The organism is Mucilaginibacter sp. A5337, assembly GCF_059690695.1.
On the sequence record NZ_JCAWEC010000004.1, the window covers coordinates 565919 to 588147 of the forward strand.

21 protein-coding genes are annotated in these 22229 nt (G+C 42.9%); 6 read left to right on the forward strand and 15 right to left on the reverse strand.

The genetic code is table 11. From position 1 onward, the window contains the following. Window positions 1-70 precede the first annotated feature (70 nt). Entirely contained in the window at window positions 71-2254 is a 2184-nt protein-coding gene (locus tag AC59JO_RS16460; RefSeq protein ID WP_497306531.1) for a TonB-dependent receptor family protein, read from the forward strand. A 142-nt stretch (window positions 2255-2396) separates the two neighbouring features. Here AC59JO_RS16460 and AC59JO_RS16465 read toward each other — a convergent pair whose 3' ends face one another. Both AC59JO_RS16465 and AC59JO_RS16470 read right to left on the reverse strand, forming a co-directional pair. Further along, entirely contained in the window at window positions 2397-2768 is a 372-nt protein-coding gene (locus AC59JO_RS16465) for a response regulator (protein WP_413669654.1), read from the reverse strand. Window positions 2769-2895: 127 nt separating this feature from the next. Then, window positions 2896-3477: a thymidine kinase gene (locus tag AC59JO_RS16470; protein WP_497306533.1), complete on the reverse strand. Its 582-nt coding sequence runs from the start codon at window positions 3475-3477 to the stop codon at window positions 2896-2898. Between the two features lie 73 nt (window positions 3478-3550). Here AC59JO_RS16470 and AC59JO_RS16475 point away from each other — a divergent pair, with 73 nt between their 5' ends. Continuing rightward, entirely contained in the window at window positions 3551-4621 is a 1071-nt protein-coding gene (locus tag AC59JO_RS16475; protein WP_413669652.1) for a DUF8457 domain-containing protein, read from the forward strand. Window positions 4622-4773: 152 nt separating this feature from the next. On the opposite strand, the gene rodA is transcribed toward AC59JO_RS16475, so the two are convergent. The 10 genes from rodA to AC59JO_RS16525 form a co-directional block, all read right to left on the reverse strand. Next, entirely contained in the window at window positions 4774-6039 is a 1266-nt protein-coding gene (rodA, locus tag AC59JO_RS16480; protein WP_497306535.1) for a rod shape-determining protein RodA, read from the reverse strand. After that, window positions 6036-8072 carry a penicillin-binding protein 2 gene (gene mrdA, locus AC59JO_RS16485; protein ID WP_497306537.1) on the reverse strand — a complete coding sequence of 679 codons (2037 nt, stop codon included), beginning with the start codon at window positions 8070-8072 and terminating at the stop codon, window positions 6036-6038. The genes rodA and mrdA overlap by 4 nt, the downstream gene beginning before the upstream one ends. Next, complete coding sequence (locus tag AC59JO_RS16490; RefSeq protein ID WP_413669649.1) at window positions 8069-8587, reverse strand: rod shape-determining protein MreD; 519 nt, start codon at window positions 8585-8587, stop codon at window positions 8069-8071. Before AC59JO_RS16490 ends, mrdA begins: the two co-directional genes overlap by 4 nt. After that, a complete protein-coding gene (gene mreC / locus AC59JO_RS16495) occupies window positions 8580-9413 on the reverse strand; it encodes a rod shape-determining protein MreC (protein WP_413669648.1) in 834 nt (277 codons plus the stop codon). The genes AC59JO_RS16490 and mreC overlap by 8 nt, the downstream gene beginning before the upstream one ends. A 98-nt stretch (window positions 9414-9511) precedes the next feature. Continuing rightward, entirely contained in the window at window positions 9512-10534 is a 1023-nt protein-coding gene (locus AC59JO_RS16500) for a rod shape-determining protein (protein ID WP_090528947.1), read from the reverse strand. Between the two features lie 273 nt (window positions 10535-10807). Continuing rightward, the gene (purH, locus tag AC59JO_RS16505) at window positions 10808-12334 is read right to left on the reverse strand and encodes a bifunctional phosphoribosylaminoimidazolecarboxamide formyltransferase/IMP cyclohydrolase (protein WP_497306540.1); all 1527 of its coding nucleotides are present in this window, start codon (window positions 12332-12334) and stop codon (window positions 10808-10810) included. 149 nt (window positions 12335-12483) lie between these two features. Then, the gene (locus AC59JO_RS16510; protein WP_497306738.1) at window positions 12484-12636 is read right to left on the reverse strand and encodes a four helix bundle protein; all 153 of its coding nucleotides are present in this window, start codon (window positions 12634-12636) and stop codon (window positions 12484-12486) included. Next, complete coding sequence (locus AC59JO_RS16515; protein ID WP_497306542.1) at window positions 12609-12848, reverse strand: four helix bundle protein; 240 nt, start codon at window positions 12846-12848, stop codon at window positions 12609-12611. The genes AC59JO_RS16510 and AC59JO_RS16515 overlap by 28 nt, the downstream gene beginning before the upstream one ends. Window positions 12849-12943: 95 nt before the next feature. Beyond that, window positions 12944-13522, reverse strand: a complete 579-nt coding sequence (purN, locus tag AC59JO_RS16520; RefSeq protein WP_091218552.1) for a phosphoribosylglycinamide formyltransferase — start codon at window positions 13520-13522, stop codon at window positions 12944-12946. Window positions 13523-13636: 114 nt separating this feature from the next. Next, window positions 13637-14143: a lipocalin family protein gene (locus AC59JO_RS16525; RefSeq protein WP_413669645.1), complete on the reverse strand. Its 507-nt coding sequence runs from the start codon at window positions 14141-14143 to the stop codon at window positions 13637-13639. Window positions 14144-14233: 90 nt separating this feature from the next. Between AC59JO_RS16525 and yiaK the strand changes: the two genes are divergently transcribed. Beyond that, a complete protein-coding gene (gene yiaK / locus AC59JO_RS16530; RefSeq protein WP_497306544.1) occupies window positions 14234-15226 on the forward strand; it encodes a 3-dehydro-L-gulonate 2-dehydrogenase in 993 nt (330 codons plus the stop codon). Between the two features lie 259 nt (window positions 15227-15485). Here the strand turns inward: yiaK and AC59JO_RS16535 are convergent, their stop codons facing one another. Next, window positions 15486-16211 carry an RluA family pseudouridine synthase gene (locus tag AC59JO_RS16535; protein WP_413669643.1) on the reverse strand — a complete coding sequence of 242 codons (726 nt, stop codon included), beginning with the start codon at window positions 16209-16211 and terminating at the stop codon, window positions 15486-15488. Between the two features lie 82 nt (window positions 16212-16293). Then, window positions 16294-17109 (reverse strand): 3-methyl-2-oxobutanoate hydroxymethyltransferase, encoded by an 816-nt coding sequence (panB, locus tag AC59JO_RS16540; RefSeq protein WP_090528921.1) that lies wholly within the window; start codon window positions 17107-17109, stop codon window positions 16294-16296. A gap of 463 nt (window positions 17110-17572) precedes the next feature. Here panB and carA point away from each other — a divergent pair, with 463 nt between their 5' ends. Then, complete coding sequence (carA, locus tag AC59JO_RS16545) at window positions 17573-18673, forward strand: glutamine-hydrolyzing carbamoyl-phosphate synthase small subunit (RefSeq protein ID WP_497306547.1); 1101 nt, start codon at window positions 17573-17575, stop codon at window positions 18671-18673. Between the two features lie 242 nt (window positions 18674-18915). Here carA and AC59JO_RS16550 read toward each other — a convergent pair whose 3' ends face one another. After that, on the reverse strand, window positions 18916-19827 hold the full coding sequence (locus AC59JO_RS16550) for a class I SAM-dependent methyltransferase (protein WP_413669641.1): 912 nt from the start codon (window positions 19825-19827) through the stop codon (window positions 18916-18918). Between the two features lie 172 nt (window positions 19828-19999). Between AC59JO_RS16550 and AC59JO_RS16555 the strand changes: the two genes are divergently transcribed. Further along, a complete protein-coding gene (locus AC59JO_RS16555; protein WP_497306549.1) occupies window positions 20000-20581 on the forward strand; it encodes an RNA polymerase sigma factor in 582 nt (193 codons plus the stop codon). Then, on the forward strand, window positions 20578-22209 hold the full coding sequence (locus AC59JO_RS16560) for a hypothetical protein (RefSeq protein ID WP_497306551.1): 1632 nt from the start codon (window positions 20578-20580) through the stop codon (window positions 22207-22209). Before AC59JO_RS16555 ends, AC59JO_RS16560 begins: the two co-directional genes overlap by 4 nt. Window positions 22210-22229 lie beyond the last annotated feature (20 nt).

Genomic DNA, 22229 nt, shown 5'->3' on the forward strand with positions numbered 1-22229 from the left:
GTGCTATGTGCATGTATTTGTCATTGTTGTACCTGAACAGTATACCCCTAACTTTTTTTAATTTGAATAAATGAATACTCTTTATAAAATTTCATTGCCTGCGCTTTTTATTTGTTGCGCAGGTGTGGCCCGGGCACAGCATAAAAGCGTTAAAGATACCCTGCAATTGGATAGCGTTATTATTAAAGAAGGCAGGTCAAAACATTTACCTAATGTTTCGGGTACCAACATATTTGCCGGTAAAAAAACCTTTGACATTTTCCTTGATGCCGGAAAGGCAAACTTAGCCAATAACAATGCCCGCATGACTTTTGCCAAAGTGCCCGGCATTAACGTATGGGAAATGGATGGCGCCGGTTTGCAGCTTAATATTGGTACCCGGGGTACCGATACTCACCGTTCTATCGAAACCAATATCCGTCAAAATGGCTACAACACCAACTCGGATATGTTTGGCTATCCAGAAAATCACTATAATGTACCATTTCAGGCGGTGAGCGAAATTCAGATAGTACGCGGTTCGGCAGCGTTACAATTTGGCAGCCAGTTTGGCGGCATGGTTAACTTTAAACTTAAAGGAGGTGACAGCACCAAAGTGTTTGGTTTTGAAAGCGAACAATCGGCAGGCTCAAACAGGTTTTTCAATTCGTATAATGCCGTTGGCGGTAAAGTTGGCAAGGTTAGTTACTACGCCTTTTACAGCGCCCGCACCGGCGATGGCTGGAGGCCCGATGCTGCTTTTAACTCCCGCGCTTACTATGCCAACATCAAATACCAGTTTAATGATAAAGGAAGCATAGCTTTTCAGTTTTCGAGGTCGGACTATAGGCAACAGATAGCAGGCGGTTTAACCGATGCCCAGTTCGATGCCAATAATCGTCAGTCGACCCGCGCGCGTAACTTCTTTAACCCGGAAATTAATATCCCGGCATTATTATTCAACTACCAGTTTGATAAAGACACCCGGCTGGAAGTTACATCTCATGTATTATTCGGTCAGCGCAACAGTGTGCAGTTCATTAATACGGCCAATATTCCCGATACCGTTAATACAAGCCTGAAAACTTATAATCCCCGCCAGGTCGACCGTGATTATTACGCCGGTTTTACCACCGAGGCCCGTTTACTTCATAATTACAAGCTGGGCGATCTTAAAAGCTCCTTCACTACAGGTGTGAGATATTTTGAGGAAACTACCATACGTAAACAAAAAGGAACTGGTACGGTGGGTTCTGATTTTGATCTGAGCCTGGTGAAAGATTATGGTATCGACCTGAGGTTGCACACACTTAACTATGCCGCATTTGCCGAAAATATGTTTCAGGTAACTAAAGCGTTTACTGTTACGCCGGGTGTACGTTTTGAGCAAATCAATACCACCAATACAGGGGTTATAGTAAACCGCACCTTGCCGGTAAGCTATAAGGATAAACGAAACTTTCCGCTGTTTGGAACCGGGTTGCAATATCAGCTGGATAATGGAAGCCAGTTTTACGGCAATATTTCGCAGGCTTACCGCCCATATATTTATGCAGCGGTTACCCCTGCAGATCAGCTAACGATCATCGACCCTAACATTAAAGACAGTAAAGGCTATGATGCCGATCTGGGTTACCGCGGCCATATCAGCACTGCGTTCAGTTTTGATGTTAATGCCTTTTATGTTTACTATGGCAACAGGGCCGGTACCTTAACCCAAACTGATGCCAGTAATGTAACTCATCTTTACATGACTAACATCGGCAATGGCGTAGCTAAAGGTATTGAGGCTTTTGCCGAAGTTTCACTCATTCGCTCGTTTGATAAATCGGCAGGGAGCGATCTGCGTTTGTTCAACTCACTATCGTATACACATGGCCGCTACACAAGTGGCGCTATCAGCCAAAATGGTAAAAATGTAAGTTTGGTTGGTAATCACCTGGAAGGTACACCAGACTGGATTGACCGTGCCGGTTTAACATTTTTGAGTGGTCATGTAAGTAGTACCCTGCAATACAGCTATGTAGGCAAAAGCTTTAGCGATGCCAATAACACTACTTTTAATGTTACGGGAGCTACCGGGATAGTGCCTTCATATCATTTGTTTGATTGGGCTTTCAATTATAGTTTCCTGAAAAATTATCACCTTACAGCTAACGTGAACAATATTTTTAATGCTAAATATTTTACGCGCCGTATCAACATGTACCCTGGTCCAGGTATTTTACCTGCCGACGGCCGTACGTTTAATATTGGCTTTGGGGTGAAGATTTAAGGACCTCACCCCAACCCCTCTCCAAAGAAGAGGGGCTTAATATATTTATTCAAGTCCTCTTCTTTGAGAGAATTTAGGTAAGATAAACAAAACGGCCCTTCAAATTAATGAGGGCCGTTTTATTTTATACTGATAAGGATTGCTACTTGGTAATGTGCCTTTTTACGATCTCGGAGAGTGCGGTAAGATCAAACGGTTTGGCAAGATAGCCATCGGCATTACCTGCTTTGGCTATTTCTTTGATATTGCTTACAGCCGAAATAATCACCACTGGGATGTGACTGGTAGCAGGATCATCTTTTATTCCTTTACTTAGTTGCTGCCCGTTAGCGTCGCTGGTCCAGTCGGTAAGCCAGTTATCAAGCAAAATCAGGTCGGGGTTAATAGTGGTAAGGGTACGCAGAATACGTGCATTGTCGGATTGTATTACTTCGTAACCTTCTTCCTCCAGTACATATACCACGGTGTCGCGGATATCTTTATCGTCCTCTATAACTAAAACCTTTTTGGCCATAAGTTTTGATTGCTATATAATTTAATCAACTGCCTTTTTGAGCTGCTTTGCTATTATATAACAAACAAATACCCCGTATTTGTTTTAGTTATAGTATTAAATAAAAAATATATTGTTTAATGAAATGTTAACCGGCAACGGTATTGTAACAAGCCCTGCAGCGTGGTTCGTAGCTTTCCTTTTCGCCGAGTAATATTTTTGAATTGTCGTGTACCAGGCGATATGAATATTGAGCCGGGTTGCCACATCTTACGCAAACGGCCTGCAATTTGGTTACCGACTCAGCAATGGCCATTATGTTGGGCATTGAGCCAAAGGGACGGCCTTTAAAATCCATATCCAGGCCGGCCACAATTACACGTACACCCCGGTTGGCCAGTACGGTACATACCTCCGGAAGTTCATCGTCAAAAAATTGCGCTTCATCAACGCCTATCACATGTGCATCACTGGCTAACAATAAAATAGCCGAAGCACTATCAACCGGGGTGGAGGTTATTTTACTGGCATTGTGCGAAACAATGGCGTCTTCGCCATAACGGGTATCAGCTTTCGGGCTAAAAATCTCGACTTTAAGCTTGGCTATACGGGCCCGGTTAAGCCTCCTGATCAGCTCTTCGGTTTTGCCCGAAAACATTGATCCGCAGATAACCTCTATACTGCCGCCTAACTCACTTTTACGCCTGAAAACCTCTTCGTGATATACCATTTATGACTTTTATAGTCGGCAAATATCAGAATTTAATCCTACTTTTGATAAGCATTTTCCTAACATTGAGGCCATGAAGCAAATGGATGTATTTAAAAAGATAGGTGGGATTTTAAAGGAGCTTAATGATCAATACGACTACCTTTCTGCTGATCCCAGCGAACTAAATGAACTTGAATTAGAGCTTTTTGTAGCCAACGCCCATTTTTTAAAAGACCATGCCGAAATTCTGCGCCGTATCAACGAACGCTCGGTAGTCCCTGCACCAATTGCAGATAAGCCGGAACCCATAGCTGAGCAGCCAAAAACGGCAACACCGGTAGCCCCGCCCCTACCTGTAACGCCGCCGCCGGCAAAGCAGGAAGCTTTATATGAACAGCGTTTTTTTGAGCCGGTAGTGCAACAGCAGAACGTTCCTGTTCCGGTTGATAAAATTGAACTTACCAATGATGTTGAGCCTGTAGCCCCTGTGCCGTTTAACAACCCGGTAAAGATAGAAGTGGTTGATGCCAAACCCGAGGTAAAAGATACTCCCGAACCACAGATAAATGTTGCTGCTGAAAAAGATACAGACAGTTATTCGTTTCAACAGGAAATTCCTGAGGGAAGCGGCTTTGAACTTAATTTAAATGAAGCTGATACCTGGGATGATGAAGCCGACCGGTTTGAGCAGGAAGAGCTGATAAGCCAGCTTCCCGAAAAACCTGTTGAAGTGGTTCCTATAGCCGAACAGCCTAAACCATTGCCTGTAATTGAGCCTGTAAAACCAGCGACGGAGCCCGTTACGGCAACTGCTCCTGCCGCAGATACCAATAGCCAGCAGGTATTAACCTTTAATCAAAGGATAATGGCCCAAAAAGCTGAGAAGGCTAATACAGCAACAAACACTACTGCTGAATTGCCGGTTACCGACCTGAAATCAGCTATCAACCTTAATGATAAACTGCTTTATATAAAAGATCTGTTTAACGGCTACAGCCTGGCTTATAGCGAGGCTATTGAAATAGTAAACCGCTTCAGCACCTTTGAAGAAGCAGAGCGTTTCCTGAAAACAAATTACGTAGTTAAAAACAACTGGGAAAGTAAAGCTTCAACAGCCGATAAATTTTATGCATTGCTGAGAAGAAGGTACCCTGCTTCTTAAGTGATAAGTCATAAGTCTGTAGTCGAAAGTTGAATTTCGGATGAAGGGAGGCTGAATCCGCTTTTAAACAGAACATTTATCCGCTTCCGACTTAAGACTTTCGACTCGAGACTATTGACTTCAAACTCCCGACTCAAGACTTCTGACTTAAATTAAACGTTCGATTTCCTGTTTGAGTCAAGCTTAATGAGCGTGAACAGGAGCATGGTGAAACTTAGCAATGAGGACCCGCCATAGCTGATGAATGGCAATGGAATCCCGATTACGGGCACTACACCGATAGTCATACCGATATTGATCACCACGTGAAAGAATAGTACTGAAGCTACGCCATAGCCATAAACACGGGTAAAAGGAGATCGTTGCCGCTCGGCGATAAGGATAACGCGTAATATCAGGAACATGAAAAGGCTAATCACCGTCAACGAGCCTGCAAATCCCCATTCTTCACCAACGGTACAAAAAATAAAGTCGGTACTTTGCTCGGGTACAAATGAGTATTGGGTTTGTGTGCCATGTAAATAACCTTTACCCCAGAGTTTCCCGGAGCCAATAGCTATTTTCGATTGATTTACGTTGTACCCTTTTCCCCTTAAATCGGTTGTGATACCCAGCAATATGTTAATACGTTCTGTTTGGTGTTTCTTTAAAACGTGCTGATAGATAAACTTTACGCTAAATATAAATGCTATGCAAATGGCCAGGCCAATAACCGCAGTTTTAATAAGCTGCCTGTTACGTTTAAATAAAAAGATAATGAACGCTGTTAGTGCAGCCAGTATCAGGATAATATAAAGCGGGTTGTACAGTAGCGACGTGACGAAGAGCGTGATAAATAAGCCCGCTATGATCAGGAAATAAGGTGAAAGCCCTTCGCGGTATAAAACAAATATCAGGGAGCAGAACACCAGTGTTGAGCCAGTATCTGGCTGTAGCATGATCAGCAGCATCGGGAACCCTATAATAGCCGCGGCCATTAAAAATGACTTGGGATCGGTAACACGAATGTTGGTGCCGCTTAAATATCGCGCAAGCAATAAACAGGTAGCAAACTTGGCAAACTCCGAGGGCTGTAACCTGAACCCTCCTCCCATATTGATCCAGGCCTGATTACCGCCCACGTTTCGGCCTATTATCAGCACCAGTATCAGCAGCAAAACTATCACCACGTAAAATGCTGGGGCTAAAGCGGCAATAAACCGGCTTTCGAGTAGCAATATTACAATGCCAACTACAATTGATACGCAAATGTAAATGAACTGCTTACCGTAATTAGTGGATGTATCAACAATGCTGGAATGGTTGGCATCAAAAACTGCTGCATGGATATTGAACCAGCCAATGGTACAAAGCACCAGGTACAAAAAAACGGTAAGCCAATCTACATTAAAAAAGAAACTACGCTGCTGAGTGCTCATGACTTGCCTGTCCTCCCACCTGTTAGTGTTTTAATCCAGTTTGCCGGCTTGTTATTGTAAGCCGCTTCCCGCCGTTCTTTTTTTATCGAATCGGCTTTGAATTTCTTAATTGAATCAGCTTTGAATTTCTTAATTGAATCAACCTTTGCTGCCCTGATGCTGTCGCGTCTGCGTTCTTTTTGCAGATCTTGCGCATATAGGGTAAGATCAGGCAGGCGATTGGCATTTGCAAAGTAATCAACGGTGATTCCGGATTCACGCGGAGTAACTTTCCCTCTTAAGTATTTTTCGACGATGAAACTGGCAATAGGAGCCGCCCAATGTGCGCCCTCTCCCGAATTTTCAACAACAACGGCTATTGCAATTTTAGGATTATCGCGCGGAGCGAAAGCCACAAACACCGAGTTATCTTCGCCATGTGGGTTTTGCGCTGTGCCTGTTTTGCCGCACATAATAATACCGGGAATTTTTGACCTGATACCGGTGCCGCTTTCCACCACTTGCTGCATCCCGTTAATAACCGGTTCAAAATATTCCGAATCTATCCCAACGTAGTTTTTTTCTACGTACTCTTTCTTGATCACGTTTTCGGTACCGATAGCCTTAATAAGGTGCGGTTTGTAAAAGAAACCTCGGTTGGCAATGGTACACTCCAGGTTAGCCAATTGCAGTGGGGTTGCTAATAACTCGCCCTGGCCTATAGCCAAAGCAGCAATGGTACTTGAACGCCAGCCTCCTTTATGATAAGCGTTGTCATAGTGCAAAGGAGTTGGCACGTTGCCCCGGCTTTCAGCCGGCATATCCAGGTCAAGCCGGGCGCCAAGGCCAAATTTCATTACGTTATTTCGCCATGCGATGAAATTGGCCTCCGTATTTTTTACTCCGTACCGGTCAACAATGCGCTGAAATACCATCGTAAAGTAGCCGTTACATGATTCGGCTACGGCTCTGGCCATATTTACGGTGCCGTGCGCTTCGCCATGGTTACAGTGTACAATACGGTTACCCACTCTGTAACTGCCAGTACAATAAAAAGTTTCGCCGGGGTTGATGATCCCCTCCTGCAGGGCGATAAGTGCGCTTAGTGGTTTAAATGATGAGCCTGGAGGATATTGCGCCTGTATAGGCCTGATGAAGAATGGCTTATACGGGTTATTATACATTTTAGCAAGGTTATTGCCTCGCTGACGGCCTACCATCAGGTTGGGATCATAAGTAGGGCTACTTACATAACATAAGATCTCGCCCGATGATGGCTCGATAGCCACAATACCACCCAGCTTGTTTTGCATCAGCTTTTCGCCAAGCCTTTGCAGGTCGATATCCAATGATGAGGTAAGGCGCTTGCCTGATTGCGGCACGGTATCGAGGGCGCCATTTGCAAATGAGCCTTTAAATACGCCGTGCGAATCAACCATTTGTACCTGCACACCACGCTGACCGCGAAGCACATTTTCATAAGCTTTTTCAACCCCCGTAACGCCAATATAGTCGCCAAGGCGATAATAGCCGTTTGAGCGTTTAATGTCCCTGTCGGTAACTTCACCAATAAAGCCCAAAAACTGCGCTGCTACAGAATCGGGATAGGTACGTATAGTACGGGGAACAATTGAAAAACCAGGGAACTCAAAAAGCTTTTCCTGGAGGGCCGCATAAAGCTCTACAGATAATTGTTTTTCAAATATTGACGCTGTATTGGGCGATTGCCTTTTGGCCTTAATAAAGCGTTTATCAAACCCTTCTTTATCAATACCTATCATCTTGCAAAAAAGCAGGGTATCAAACGGCTTAACCTCTTTGGGGTTAACCATTACGTCGTAAATAGGTTCGTTTTGTACCAGGATTTTGCCGTTACGGTCAAGTATTGGTCCGCGGGCGGGGTAAAGTATGGTAGTGCGCCTTACATTGCTATTGGCGTATATGGTATAGCGGTCATCCACTATCTGGATATAGTAAAGCCTTCCCAGCAGGGCTAAAATAATAGCTATAAAGATACCGGTAACAACGTAGCGGCGTTCAAAAAACTTATTCATTTACGTTCTTTCCTTCTGAAAAATAGCAGGCCCGAAATTAGTATTAAAAATACGGTAAACAATGAACTCAAAACAACACGGCTTAGTGTGTATTGTATTTCAGAAAAACTAAAAACCTCTAAATTAAGCAGGAAAAAATGGTGGAATAAAGTGAGTATCAAAACATAGGTAAAAAACCAGCGGAAACCCATGATGCTCAATGTGGGTTCCGGCTCGTTGTCAAAGCCATCTTTTTGTACGGTTATGCTAATGAATAAAACACGCACAAGGGCCAGTACAACGCAGGCTGCGGCGTGCAGGCCCGGTGTGTCATAAAAGGCGTCGATACTTAACCCTGTAACAAAAGCCAGCACGAATAGCAACGCGTTGGGAACCTCGAACGGGAGCAACAGGATGAACAGTATGTAAAGATATGGCGTAGCAAGATTATAGAAGGTGATGTTTTTTAACAGGAAAACCTGCATAAAAACCAGCACAATAAACCTGGCGAGATTAACAAGGATAGTCCTACTCATTTTTGTTTTGTACGGCCTCCAGTCCCGTTTGTTCACCGGCAAATTTGTTATTTACCACGTAAACGTATTGAAGCTTTGTAAAATCAACAGCTAAAGCCACCTCAACATTAATAAGCAAACCGCCGCCCTTAGCATGCAGGTTAGTTATTTTACCAAACGGTATGCCTGTAGGGAAAAGTGAGTAGCCAGATGTAACTACAGTTTCACCAACTTTTGGCTGGGCGTTATTCTGGATATCAATCAGTAAACCTTTGTGCGGATCGAGGTCATTGCCCCACACAAATGAGCCAATGTCTTTAGTGCTGGTAAGCATGGCACTGAAGCGGGTGTTTTTGTGTAAAACTGATTGGATAATAGCTAAATGATCCGTTACATCAATAACCTGGCCTACAACACCGGCCCCGGTTATTACACCCATATCTTTTTGTATGCCATCCCTGCTACCCCGGTTAATAGTAATATAGTTGCTGCGTTTATTGAAAGAGTTATTGATGACTTTGGCTACAATATAACTGTACTGTTGTTTGTAAACAGTATCATTAACCTTGTGCTTTTCAACACTATCAACATACATAGATACTTTGAGCTGGCCCCGAAGCTTTGCATTTTCGCGGGCAAGGCTGTCATTGGTTTCTTTTAATGACAGATACTCTTTTAGTGCATCAACCTGGCTGTACAGTGTACCTGTTACCTTGCTGGTTGAATTAATAAAAGATGCCTTTTGAAACGAATTGTATTTGATATAAATAAGCAGCGAGCTAATCTCAAAAATCAGGAATAAAAAAAACGCGTTATACTTAGTTATAAATATCCAAAGGTTACGCATTGCTTAGATTAGATTTGAGATATGAGACGTGAGATATGAGATCAAAAAACATCGATAACCGGTGTCTCATATCTCATATCTAAAATCTCACATCTAAATTACTGCATTAAAAATTTAAAATTGCCAATGTTTTTAAGGGCAGTGCCGGTTCCGCGTACTACGGCGCGAAGAGGGTCTTCGGCAACGTGAACAGGAAGTTTGGTTTTGGCTGCCACACGCTTATCCAGGCCGCGCAGTAATGCACCGCCACCGGTTAAATAGATACCGGTTTGGTAAATATCGGCCGAAAGCTCAGGCGGCGTAATCTCCAATGCTTTCAATATCGCTTCCTCAATCTTTGAGATTGATTTATCCAGGCAATGCGCAATTTCGGTGTATGATACCATGATCTGTTTTGGTACACCGGTCATCAGGTCACGGCCTTGTACGGCAAAGTCGCCCGGCGGCTCGCTCAACTCAGGAAGGGCAGCGCCAACCTCGATTTTGATTTTCTCGGCAGTGCGATCGCCAATCATGATGTTATGCTGACGGCGGATATATTGAACAATGTCCGAATCAAAATTATCACCTGCTACGCGGATCGATTGATCGCAAACGATACCCGATAATGCGATAACGGCAATTTCGGTAGTACCACCACCAATATCGATGATCATGTTGCCCATCGGCTCTTCCACGTCGATACCAATACCTACGGCAGCAGCCATTGGCTCGTGGATGAGGTAAACCTCCTTAGCGCCGGCAATCTCGGCCGAGTCACGCACAGCGCGTTTCTCAACCTCGGTAATACCCGAAGGGATACAGATCACCATACGCAGCGATGGAAAGAACCATCCCTTGCCCTGGTTAATCATTTTGATCATCCCGCGGATCATGTGCTCGGCAGCGTTAAAGTCGGCAATTACACCATCTTTAAGCGGGCGCACAGTACGGATATTATCGTGCGTTTTACCTTCCATTTGCATGGCCTGACGACCAATTGCGATCACTTTATTGGTTGTCCTGTCGAACGCCACGATTGAGGGTTCGTCAACAACAACTTTATCGTTATGTATAATGAGGGTATTTGCTGTACCTAAATCGATAGCAATTTCTTGTGTAAAAAAGTTAAATAAACCCATCTGGTATTTCTTTCAGTATGTTATGCAAAGTTTATAAAAATACGTTTAAATAGTTTAGCATTTTGCAAACTTAAGCGTTAAAAAATCACATTTATTGTGTTGGGGTTGGGTTGATAGAGCTTATTTATTAAGTGGTTGACCGGATTTACAGGTAAATTAAGTTAAAACAGGTTAAAAACATTTTCCCTTTTCACCAAATCAATCCCTACTCTTCAATCAAACGTTTTTAACCTAATAAACTACTCACCTAATCACCCCGGTCAACCTTTAAAATTAGTGTTTAAAATGACGAACTCCGGTAGTCACCATCGCTAAACCTTTTTCGTTGCACATGGCAACCGAAAGCTTGTCGTTAATTGATCCGCCCGGTTGTAAAATGGCAGTGATGCCTGCTTCAGCAGCCAGTTCGGCACAATCCGGGAACGGGAAGAACGCATCAGATGCCATTACCGCTCCGTTAAGATCGAAACCAAAACTTTGCGCTTTGATCACTGCTTGCTTCAATGCGTCAACCCTTGAGGTCTGGCCTACGCCGCTTGCCATTAGCTGGTTGTTTTTAGCAAACACGATAGTGTTTGATTTGGTATGTTTTACAATTTTGTTGGCGAAGAACAAGTCTTTCAACTCAGCCTCGGTAGGAGCTTTTTCTGTAACGGTTGTCATTTGGGCCGGTCCCTCAATAACCGCATCTTTATCCTGCTCAATTACGCCGTTCAATAAAGTTTTGAAATGTTTAACAGGCAGTTCAACAGGTTGGCGAACCAACAGGATACGGTTCTTTTTACCTGAAAGGATCTGTACCGCTTCATCAGTAAACGCCGGAGCAATCAGCACTTCATAAAATATCTTGTCGATTTCGGTAGCGGTTTCAGCGTCGATCTCAGCATTGGCAATAATAACACCACCAAAAGCTGATACCGGGTCGCAAGCTAAAGCATCGATCCAGGCTTCTTTAATAAATGAACGTGAAGCCACTCCGCAGGCATTGGTATGTTTAAGAATAGCCACAGTAGGTTCAGTGAACTCATCAATAATAGCAACAGCAGCGTCAACATCAACAAGGTTGTTGTATGAAAGCTCTTTACCGTTCAGTTTGTTGAACATGGCATCAAGGTTACCGTAGAAAGTTCCTTTTTGATGTGGGTTTTCGCCGTAACGCAAAACCTGGCTGGTTTGGATACTTTGTTTAAATACCGGAAGCGGCTCGGCTTCGTTAAAATAGTTAAAAATATGCGTATCGTAGTTCGACGATATGTTGAATGCTTTTTGAGCAAATGAACGGCGCTGATCGATTGTGGTAGCACCTTCCTGCGTTTTCAGGATATTTTCCAGGCCGGCGTAGTCATCTTTTGAAGCTACGATCACTACATCTTTAAAGTTTTTTGCAGCTGCGCGGATCAAAGAAATACCGCCGATGTCGATCTTTTCGATCACATCCTCGGCACCGGCGCCTGATTGTACAGTTTCTTCAAACGGATACAGATCAACAATTACCAAATCAATTTCAGGAATTTCATATTGCTCCAATTGCTGTTTGTCGCCATCAAAGCTCCTGCGGGCTAAAATACCACCGAAAACCTTAGGGTGCAGGGTTTTAACGCGACCACCCAGGATTGAAGGGTATGAAGTAAGGTCTTCAACCGGGATCACATTTACACCTAAATTGCGGATAAAAGTTTCGGTTCCACCGGTTGAATAGATATTTACACCAAGGCGGTTTAACTCATTAATGATGGGCTCTAAATTGTCTTTGTAATAAACAGAAATTAAAGCATTTTTTATTTGAACTGACTGGCTCATGTACACGCTGTTTTTTGAGCCGCAAAGGTAGTAATTAGTGATTAGAGATTTGAGGTTAGAGATTAGTTTTTTTTAATCAATGTTTTTGGAAGCTATTGGGGGCTAGAGATTTGGAAATACGCTTCTTGAAAAGTGTATTTTTGAAGGTGTTAATTGTCGGGTTGCTTCTTTAGATAGGAAATATATCCATTAATCATGCGCATGCACTCCTCACAATCTTGCCGCAGGCTGCTTAATGTTTGATCATCTATGAGGCTATTATCAAAGGCAATTATCAGATGTCGATAGTTTCTGCCGCGGATCCACGAGCATTAACCAGGAATTTGGAAGCGTCTAAATAATGAAATCTGCCGTGTCCTTCGGCAATATTGTTCCCGATAGAGCGGGATGAACGAATGATCTGATCTGTTAAGCGATATTTTTCCTCGGTAGGAAACGTTTTAACTAATTCAGTAATGTTATTTCGTAATAAACGAGCCTTTTTCCAAACTTCCAGATCAGTAAAAGCTCCCATAAAGTATCCTGAAACTTAGATATTTTTAATAAACTTAACCTTAAAACTAAAAAGAAAGCCTAATCTCTAACCTCCAACCTCTAATCACTAAACAATCAACTCTTCATCTTCTTCAACAGCGCCTCCACCACTTTAGGGAAATGGTTATGCTCTAACTGTTGCCCTTTAAATTTTACGATCTCAAGTGTGTCGCCGGGTTCTATTTTGAATTTTGATTGATGAATGATCTCGCCTTCGTCAAAGTTTTCGTTTACGAAGTGGATGGTGATGCCGCTTTCTTCTTCCTTATCTTCTAAAACTTTGCGGTGAACATTGTCGCCATACATGCCTTTGCCGCCATATTTGGGGAGCAGGGCAGGGTGCAGGTTGATGATTTTATTGGGAAATGCTTTCAGTAGCGATTGTGGTACAAGCCATAAAAAGCCGGCAAGTACAATCAGGTCAACCTGCAGGTTTTTCAGCAGGCGTATAACATCGTCGGTTTCATAAAATTCGTGGCGGCCAAAAATGTGCGAGGGTACTTCAAAATTATCGGCACGTTGTAAAACGTAAGCCTGTGGGTTATTGGTAAGTATCAGTACAACTTCGGCATCGGCATTACGTTTAAAATGCTCCATTAATTTTTGAGCGTTTGAACCGGACCCTGAAGCGAAAATGGCAATTCTTTTTTTCATCGATAATATGTTTTTCAACGGAGATGAAGCTACAATAGTTTCATCGGGCTGATCGTTTACTTGGTATTGAAACTATTATAATAAAACCATTTTAAAATTTGAAAACATTTTATGCTATTGTGTTGCGGTTGTTTTTTGCCTGATAAACCCGTAGCGCATAATTCGTCGTTTTTTTGTTGCCGAATAATTAGGTTCAACATCCCCCGTTTCCAATACCAGCGAATAATTACCTAAAGTAACTATTTTACTGTTTGCAAATGGTTTTGAGGTACCGCCCGAAGATTTGGTAGTATCCTTACAAACCATATCTGAAATTAAAAATAATTTATTATCTGAAAGCGACCAGCGGCCTACTGTCGAATCGGCAGTGCATTGAAAGTTGGTGTAATTGCATGAATTATCAGCATTGAATGTAAAATGCTGAATAATACTGCAGGTTTGATTTAAGGTATCCAACGAAATTTGGGCGTCACCAACATAATTGGTAACTGTTATAGAGGCGAGTTGCCATTTTCCGGCCATTAAGGCAGGAATGTGGCTAAAGTTATCTTTCTTGCATGAATTGACAATCAGCGCAGCGCTTATTAAAAACAGGAAAAACAACAGCGGAGTTCTTTTCATTTAATTAGAGGCAAAATTATAAAATATGGTTGATTACCTTGCATCAGTACACTGTAATAAACGTTATAAATAAAATTTATTTCAAAATCTATGCTTGTTCCTTTTGAAAAACTTAAAGCAGAATTGAAAAGAGTGCTGTCAGAACTGGCTTTTACTGAAGATAAAGCCGAAGTTATAGCAACTGTTTTTGCCGAAAACAGCAGGGATGGAGTTTATACGCATGGTTTAAACCGTTTTCCGGTTTTTGTTAAATATGTTAAAGATGGCCTTATAAATATCGATGCCGATCCTGCTAAGGTAACTGCCTTTGGGGCTATGGAACAATGGGACGGTAACCTTGGGCCGGGGATATTAAACGCCCGCTTTGCCATGAATAGGGCAATGGAACTTGCCGCGGAGAATGGTATTGGCTGTGTGGCAATAAAGAACACCAATCATTGGATGCGTGGCGGCACTTATGGCTGGCAGGCTGCAGAAGGAGGTTTTATCAGTATATCATTCACAAATACTATTGCTAACCTGCCACCCTGGGGAGGTGTTAACCCGCGGCTTGGTAATAATCCGCTGGTTATTGCTGTACCCCGTAAAAATGGACATGTTGTTTTGGATATGGCCATATCCCAATATGCTGTTGGGAAGCTGAAGCAATATGCTGCTAATAACAACGAGCCGCTTCCGCTGCCGGGTGGTTATGATGGTGAAGGGAAACTCAGCACTAATGCCGCTGCTATATTAAAATCGAAGCGGATTTTACCCGTTGGATTTTGGAAAGGATCGGGGTTATCGTTGGTGCTCGATATGTTAGCTACTATCCTAAGCGGTGGGAGCTCTACTGCAGAGATCACCAAGAGCGAACATGAAACGGGAATATCGCAGGTGTTTATCTGCATCAGACCAGATAATAGCGAGCAAACAGAAAGCCTGATCAATGAAATTATTGATTATACCAAAACCAGTATGCCCGAATATGAAGGAGCCTCGATCTCTTATCCGGGAGAAGGTACTTTAAGAACAAGGGAGAAGAATTTAAGGGAAGGCATTCCGGTTGATGTAAGGATTTGGAATGAGGTGGTTAATATGTAGATAAGGTTGTGTAAACGGAATGTTATAATAAATTTAGCCTGTGGTCAGTGTTGTCATCACAGATGTTTGAAAATGGGACTACTTAAAAACAGGTCATTGCGAGCGCAGCGTGGCAATCTCGTAGCTAATGCGTGTCCGCTCTGTATAGCTACGAGATTGCTTCGTCGTTCCTCCTCGAAATGACATGGCTTTTTTTCCACCATTTTCAACTGATCTGCGTCTTCCCAGCACTTGTGATATTTTCACGGTACCACACCAATCACCCTACCATCATTCCCTCAAACTTTTCCCAAAAACCATCGCGTGGTACAGGTGCAATAATGGCAACGGGTTCATTCTTAACAGGGTGTACAAAAGTTAGTTTACGGGCATGCAGGCAAATACTTTTGCGCAGACTGCCACGGGGATAACCATATTTATTGTCGCCAACAATAGGACAACCCAAAGTTGAAAGCTGTACCCTGATCTGGTGCGGACGGCCGGTTATCGGGTCAACCTCAATTAAATAATATCCGTTTAGTTCGCCAACCAATTTATAGCTCAGCTCTGAACGTAAGCTGCCCTGTACTTCGCGGTCATGGGCTTTGGTTACGTTTTTTTGTGAGTTTTTTACCAGCCAGTGTACCAGGGTGCCTTCTTCGGGAAATGGCTTTTTGCGAACTACTGCATAATAGGTTTTATGCATTTCGCGGGCTTTAAACATTTTGTTGATACGGTCGAGTGCCTTGCTGGTTTTAGCAAACAGGATCACACCGCTTACAGGCCTGTCCAGCCTGTGTACTACGCCTAAAAACGCGCCATTGGGTTTGCTGTATTTTTGGGCGATGTATTTTTTTACTTTTTCATCTAACGGCTCATCGCCGGTTTCATCAACCTGCACAATATCGCCCGCGCGCTTATTTATGGCAATAAGGTGGTTATCCTCATAAAGGACATCCTTATCGGTAATGTCGTTGCTGCTATAATTAAATTCAGGGCGAGGCATTTGTGTTTAGTTCATGGTTCATGGTTGATAGTTCATAGCCATCCTTTTTGCTATGATCTATGAACTATCAACTATAAGCTAATTAATATTGTTCTTTCTCGTTAGGGAAGCTATTGCTTTTTACGTCGGTATTATAATTTTTGATCGCGTCGTGCATAATATCATACAGGTTGGAGTATTGGCGCAAAAAGCGGGGCTTAAAGCCTTTATTAATACCCAGCATGTCATGAATCACCAATACCTGGCCATCACAATGCTGCCCTGCGCCAATACCTATTGTAGGAATCTGCAGGCTTTCAGATACTTCCTGAGCCAGTTTGGCGGGGATTTTTTCCAGTACTATGCCAAAGCAGCCAAGCTCCTGCAACTTAAGGGCATCTTCGCGCAGCTTTTGTGCTTCGGCCTCATGTTTGGCGCGTACGGTGTAGGTGCCAAATTTATATATCGATTGTGGCGTAAGGCCAAGGTGGCCCATTACCGGGATGCCGGCTGTCAGGATTCGGCTAACCGATTCGGCTATTTCCACACCGCCTTCAATTTTAACAGCATGGGCCCCGGCTTCCTTCATGATGCGGATGGCAGAATTTAGAGCTTCCTTTGAATTGCCCTGGTATGAGCCAAATGGCAGATCGACAACCACCAGCGCACGTTTTGCCGCGCGTACAACAGATGATGCATGATAGATCATCTGATCAAGGGTAATAGGTAGCGTAGTTTCATGCCCGGCCATCACATTTGAGGCCGAATCGCCAACAAGGATGATATCAGTCCCGGCATCATCAACTATAGTAGCCATTGAATAATCATATGCGGTAAGCATAGAGATCTTTTCGCCACGAACCTTCATCTCCTGGATGGTGTTGGTGGTGATTCGCTTTATTTCTTTATTTACAGACATTGATAAATGTTTTATCGGCGATGCAAAGGTACGTATGATTTCGGATTTCGGAATTTTGATTTCGGATGCGATTTTTCTGGTATGTCGTATATTGATTTCGGATTTCGAATGTTCGATTTCGGATTTTTTATTTTTTTGCTATGCTATCGTGAAACAGTTTGCCCGTTAACTTAACAAATTCCGAAATTTTACATCTGAAATCCAAATCAAATCCGATTCCACATTCTAAATCAAAACAATTCCGAAATCGCACATCCGAAATCCGAAATCAAAAAATAATTTCGAAATTCCACATTCGAAATCGAAATTAAAATAAATCCAAAATCCCATATCCGAAATCCGAAATTATTTTCTACTTTTGCGCCGTGAATCCGGAAGTTCCTTACTTCATTATTTCTATCAGTTTTCACGGGGCTTTGAACCAGGCGATCCGATCATTTAACCCTTTCAATTTTTTTAAGCGATGAACTATTTCACCAAATTACCGGCTATATTGCTGCTTGCCGACGGTACCGTTTTTTATGGTAAAGCTGCGGGCAAAATGGGTACCACCACCGGCGAGATTTGTTTTAATACCGGCATGACCGGCTACCAGGAAATTTTTACCGACCCTTCATATTTTGGGCAAATTATGGTAACCACCAATGCACACATTGGTAACTACGGTATTGCTAATGAAGAAGTTGAATCGGGCAGGATCCAGATTGCAGGCCTGGTTTGTAAAAACTACAACATTGCCTACAGCCGTAAACAGGCTGATGAATCGATACAGGATTATTTCCAGGAGCAAAATATTGTAGGTATCTCTGATATTGATACCCGCCAGCTTGTTCGTCATATCCGTGATAAAGGTGCTATGAACGCTATCATCTCATCAGAAATATTGGACTTGGATGAGCTGAAAGCAAAGCTCGACCTGGTACCATCAATGGATGGCCTTGAGCTTTCATCGCAGGTATCAACTACCGAAACTTATACTTTTGGTAATGAAGAAGCGCCTTACCGTGTAGCGGTGCTTGATCTTGGTGTAAAGAAAAACATCCTGCGTAATTTTGATTCGCGCGAGATTTATGCCAAAGTATTCCCGGCAAAAACTACCTATGCCGAAATGGAAAAGGATTTTGCCCCAACAGGTTATTTTATCTCAAACGGCCCCGGCGATCCTGCTGCTATGCCTTACGCGGTTGAAACAGTAAAAGAAATTTTAGCTGCTGATAAACCGATGTTCGGTATTTGTTTAGGGCACCAGTTGCTGGCTTTGGCTAACGATATCCCAACTCAAAAAATGTTTAACGGTCATCGCGGCTTAAATCATCCGGTAAAAAATATCATCATTAACCATTGTGAGGTTACTTCACAAAACCACGGTTTTGGCGTAGTGCCAGAAGCAGTGCGTGCTTCGGATAAAGTGGAGATCACTCACGTTAACCTGAACGACCAGTCGATAGAAGGGATCCGTGTAAAAGGTAAAAAAGCATTTTCGGTACAGTATCACCCGGAATCATCACCTGGTCCGCATGATTCAAGGTATTTGTTTGATGACTTTATCAAACTGATGAAATAAATTTTTGATTGCAGATGTGCAGATTTTAAATGTGCAGATGTTGAGGAAGGCCTTTCAATTTAGTTTGGAAGGCTTTTTTGTTTGGCGGGATTCCTTTTTTAAATCCAACGCTTTTTTATTTCTTCCGAACACCTATGGTGACAACACCAACAGGAGCAAGCTTACCACGCACAGCGTGGCTTCCCGGCAAGCAGGCCTGCCAAATATAAAACACATTAAGTCAAATCAAAAACCTTATTGGGCTATATGGTATCGCCGAGGTATGGATTTGCGGGAATGTTAATCAGTTTATACCCGTCTGCTCTAAGCATTTTAATGGTACCTTCATCCGGCATCTGTTTAAAGATGACGGTTGCTAATACCTGCCCTGGTATAATCTTAAACCTGACCAATAAGTCCAATAGTTGTTTTTTTCGTTTGATCGATAAAAATTGCCTGTTTGCACGGTCGGCTATTATGCTGTCGGCCCCTTTGAAATAAAAATTGGGGTTAATATGTTTAAAGGCGACCATTGGCAGGTGTAAACCGGCTGCGAGCTTCTCAAATTCCCTTTCCGACACTTTATAAACAAAATTGCCAACCGGTTCAAATGAAAACCGGTTTGGCCATACTTTATGAAGGAGCCGGGGCCTTGAGGCCAACAGGTTCTGAAGCAATAACAGTATGGGTATTTTGGAAACCGGGTCTTGCGGTTCAATGACTATGATCCCGTTTTTAGCCACCCGGATCATTTCATAAATAGCGGCATAGGGCCTTGGAAAATGGTGGTATGATTCTTTACAAAGCACATAATCAAACGTGTTATCCTTAAAAGATAAGTGTTCCGCGTTTTCGGCGGCGTATGCCGAGATGATGCCTTCATCTTTTGCCACTGCTAAAAAATCAGTTTTCAGATCTGTGGCCACCGCCAAACAGTTTTTGTTTAAAATATACTGCGCGTCAAATCCATAGGCATCTCCTACAGTGAGCCAGTTTTGGCCTTGTTCTACAAGTAAAGGATCAAGGCAATTAAAAAAAATCTGCTGTATCCAGTGCGCGATGTGGCCGCTCCCTGCAGACTTTGCCGTTAGGTAGTGGTTTATTTTGGACTCCCTTGTCGGGAAATGCTGATTATACCATTCACTGTGGCGGCCGTAACTTTCCTGATAGAACATATTTGCATGTTTTTATCAACATTACGTCTGTCGGGAAAAAAACGCTGGTAAAACATACCGTTCTGTGCAAAAAAATATATTATAAAAAAAAATTATTTTAACCCAGCGTTTGGTTTACGGGCTGCGTAATCCTACTGGAAACTGATATATACCCGACAATTGAACTACCTGGATGAATTTGTTTGCTAAGCCGGATACCAAGCTGATTAAAGGCTGTAAAGCCAACGACAGGCAGGCCCAGGAAAGTTTATATAAACTTTTTCATGCCGAAATGTTGCGCTTATGTTTCCGTTATTTAAAGTCGGATGAACTTGCTCAGGAAGCGCTAAATGCCGGGTTTTTAAAAGTATTTCAGCATATAACCTTATTTGACGGACAAAGAGGAGCTTTAGGGACCTGGATAAGGACGATCATGGTCAGGTGCTGCATCGACCTGGCAAGGAAAGAAGCTAAGTTTAACGATGTAAACAGCCAGGAAGAAATTGCAGATGTTTTTATCGCACCGACTGTTTTGAGTAAATTGTATGCGGAAGATCTCCTGAAGGAGATCCGCCGGTTACCCGCAGCGACACAACTGGTGTTTAACCTCTACGTGATTGATGGCTATTCCCATAAAGAGATCACTGAACAGGTGGGCATCAGTGAGAGCACTTCCAGATGGCATTTGTCTGAAGCTAAGAAACAGCTCAGGGCAATGCTGCAATCCACCCCCAATAGTATTGATCAACCAACTGAAACCAAAAAGACAACATGAAAAATTCAGCATGGTATCAAAAACTTTGGCTTAAGAAGCTGGACGAACTGCCTGTAAGGGAGACAGGTTCTGAATGGGCGGGTATGAAGGCTTTGCTTGACGAACAAATGCCTGTTAGCAGTACCCCGGCCAGTCGGCCTGATTATTCATTCGGAACAAAGCTGATCAAAATATTTTTAAGATATATATTGCCGGTTGTTGTTATCGTTGGTGCCGGTATGTATTACAAATTAACGCTATCCGATCAAAGCAAAACCAATAAGACAAGGGAGCTCCGCGATCACCGGGCCGATTCCATAAAAAAAATCGGTTTGGTTTATGCAGATAGCATAGCGGGACAAAACCACGCGGATACAGTTGAGTCTATAACCCCGGTAAATGATACTTCGGGTGTTGCTAATGACAGCCAAAAGCCGCAATCCCCGGGGCACCCACCGAAGGAATTTATTAGCGCGGATAGTTCAAGTCCAAAGCCATCAACAGTTTATTCAGGCAGGAATGTACTGCGGGCAAATGCCTCCTATGCGCATAATCATAACAAAACAGGAACCGTCATCCATTATCCTGGACTCAAAATAACCAGCGCCGATCTTACCACTAAAAAGGGAAAACAAACAGCGGGGCATAATAACAATTTCGTTCATGCTGCAGGGAACAAGCCTTCATTTACCGGGTTACCAAATGTTCAATCAAAGGGTGCGCCACTTGTTGACAATAATTTAACGGCAACCAATAAGGCCAATGTTAATGTCGCCGCAAATCAAAGCCTGAAAAATAACCAGCTTGCTATGCCCTCTCTTCCGCCCAATCAATTACTGCCGGCACCTAACGGAAAGGTAGGAAATAGTGATACAGGAGCCGATGACGCAAGCTTAACAGTCAGGAACGATAAACAACAGAGTGAAACCAGTATCGGTAACAGTAATAAACCGCACAATCAAAAAAAGACGACAGGCAATCAAAACGTGGCGAAGTCAAAAGAAACTAATGCCAAACCGATAAAAAACAAACTGTCTAAAGTTAAGGATTACCAGGAAATTATAACACCGCAGTACAATTATGGGGTAGAAACAGGTTTAAACATTGGTGGCGGTAATAGCAGTAGTTTTTATTTCGGCGGTTTTGGTGCTTACGCTTTAACGTCACGATTATTAATCAATACAGGTGTTCGGGTTAATACTTACCGGGCCCTTTCAGGCAGCTTCACCCATGACAGTTATTATCGCCCCGATTCTCTGCCGCCTTTTACGGTGATAGATGCCCGAAAAGTAATCGTTTTAGATCTTCCCATCACGTTGGAATATAAATTGTCCAACTTACTAAGCATCAAAGCCGGGCCGGTTATCAGCTTTCCGCTTAAACAATCTGCTATCAGCACAAAACTTGCGCCAATAGCGGATCTCCGTGATACCGTATACCATAGCGCAGAGATCAAATCGGCACTGAACAGCACAAGTCTGAATAAGATCAACATTGGATTCACGGGCGGTGTTACCCTGCATATCCGAAAATTTGACATCAGTGGCAATTATCAGTTACTCAAACCTTATCAAATCAGCACAGGCCTGGGGAATTATAGTAAAACTTATCAGACTTTTCAGGTAGGGATAGGCTGGCGGTTTCATTAAAAAAGGCATTGGTTTTATTA

Bases quoted from the DNA above. Each gene is read 5' to 3' on its own strand.
- AC59JO_RS16470 (WP_497306533.1), bottom strand. From the start codon at position 3,477: ATGGTATATCACGAAGAGGTTTTCAGGCGTAAAAGTGAGTTAGGCGGC.
- panB (WP_090528921.1), bottom strand. From the start codon at position 17,109: ATGTCTGTAAATAAAGAAATAAAGCGAATCACCACCAACACCATCCAG.
- AC59JO_RS16500 (WP_090528947.1), bottom strand. From the start codon at position 10,534: ATGGGTTTATTTAACTTTTTTACACAAGAAATTGCTATCGATTTAGGT.
- mreC (WP_413669648.1), bottom strand. From the start codon at position 9,413: ATGCGTAACCTTTGGATATTTATAACTAAGTATAACGCGTTTTTTTTA.
- AC59JO_RS16475 (WP_413669652.1), top strand. From the start codon at position 3,551: ATGAAGCAAATGGATGTATTTAAAAAGATAGGTGGGATTTTAAAGGAG.
- yiaK (WP_497306544.1), top strand. From the start codon at position 14,234: ATGCTTGTTCCTTTTGAAAAACTTAAAGCAGAATTGAAAAGAGTGCTG.
- AC59JO_RS16465 (WP_413669654.1), bottom strand. From the start codon at position 2,768: ATGGCCAAAAAGGTTTTAGTTATAGAGGACGATAAAGATATCCGCGAC.
- AC59JO_RS16460 (WP_497306531.1), top strand. From the start codon at position 71: ATGAATACTCTTTATAAAATTTCATTGCCTGCGCTTTTTATTTGTTGC.
- AC59JO_RS16515 (WP_497306542.1), bottom strand. From the start codon at position 12,848: ATGGGAGCTTTTACTGATCTGGAAGTTTGGAAAAAGGCTCGTTTATTA.
- mrdA (WP_497306537.1), bottom strand. From the start codon at position 8,072: ATGAATAAGTTTTTTGAACGCCGCTACGTTGTTACCGGTATCTTTATA.
- purH (WP_497306540.1), bottom strand. From the start codon at position 12,334: ATGAGCCAGTCAGTTCAAATAAAAAATGCTTTAATTTCTGTTTATTAC.
- AC59JO_RS16525 (WP_413669645.1), bottom strand. From the start codon at position 14,143: ATGAAAAGAACTCCGCTGTTGTTTTTCCTGTTTTTAATAAGCGCTGCG.
- AC59JO_RS16535 (WP_413669643.1), bottom strand. From the start codon at position 16,211: ATGCCTCGCCCTGAATTTAATTATAGCAGCAACGACATTACCGATAAG.
- carA (WP_497306547.1), top strand. From the start codon at position 17,573: ATGAACTATTTCACCAAATTACCGGCTATATTGCTGCTTGCCGACGGT.
- purN (WP_091218552.1), bottom strand. From the start codon at position 13,522: ATGAAAAAAAGAATTGCCATTTTCGCTTCAGGGTCCGGTTCAAACGCT.
- rodA (WP_497306535.1), bottom strand. From the start codon at position 6,039: ATGAGCACTCAGCAGCGTAGTTTCTTTTTTAATGTAGATTGGCTTACC.
- AC59JO_RS16560 (WP_497306551.1), top strand. From the start codon at position 20,578: ATGAAAAATTCAGCATGGTATCAAAAACTTTGGCTTAAGAAGCTGGAC.
- AC59JO_RS16550 (WP_413669641.1), bottom strand. From the start codon at position 19,827: ATGTTCTATCAGGAAAGTTACGGCCGCCACAGTGAATGGTATAATCAG.
- AC59JO_RS16490 (WP_413669649.1), bottom strand. From the start codon at position 8,587: ATGAGTAGGACTATCCTTGTTAATCTCGCCAGGTTTATTGTGCTGGTT.
- AC59JO_RS16555 (WP_497306549.1), top strand. From the start codon at position 20,000: ATGAATTTGTTTGCTAAGCCGGATACCAAGCTGATTAAAGGCTGTAAA.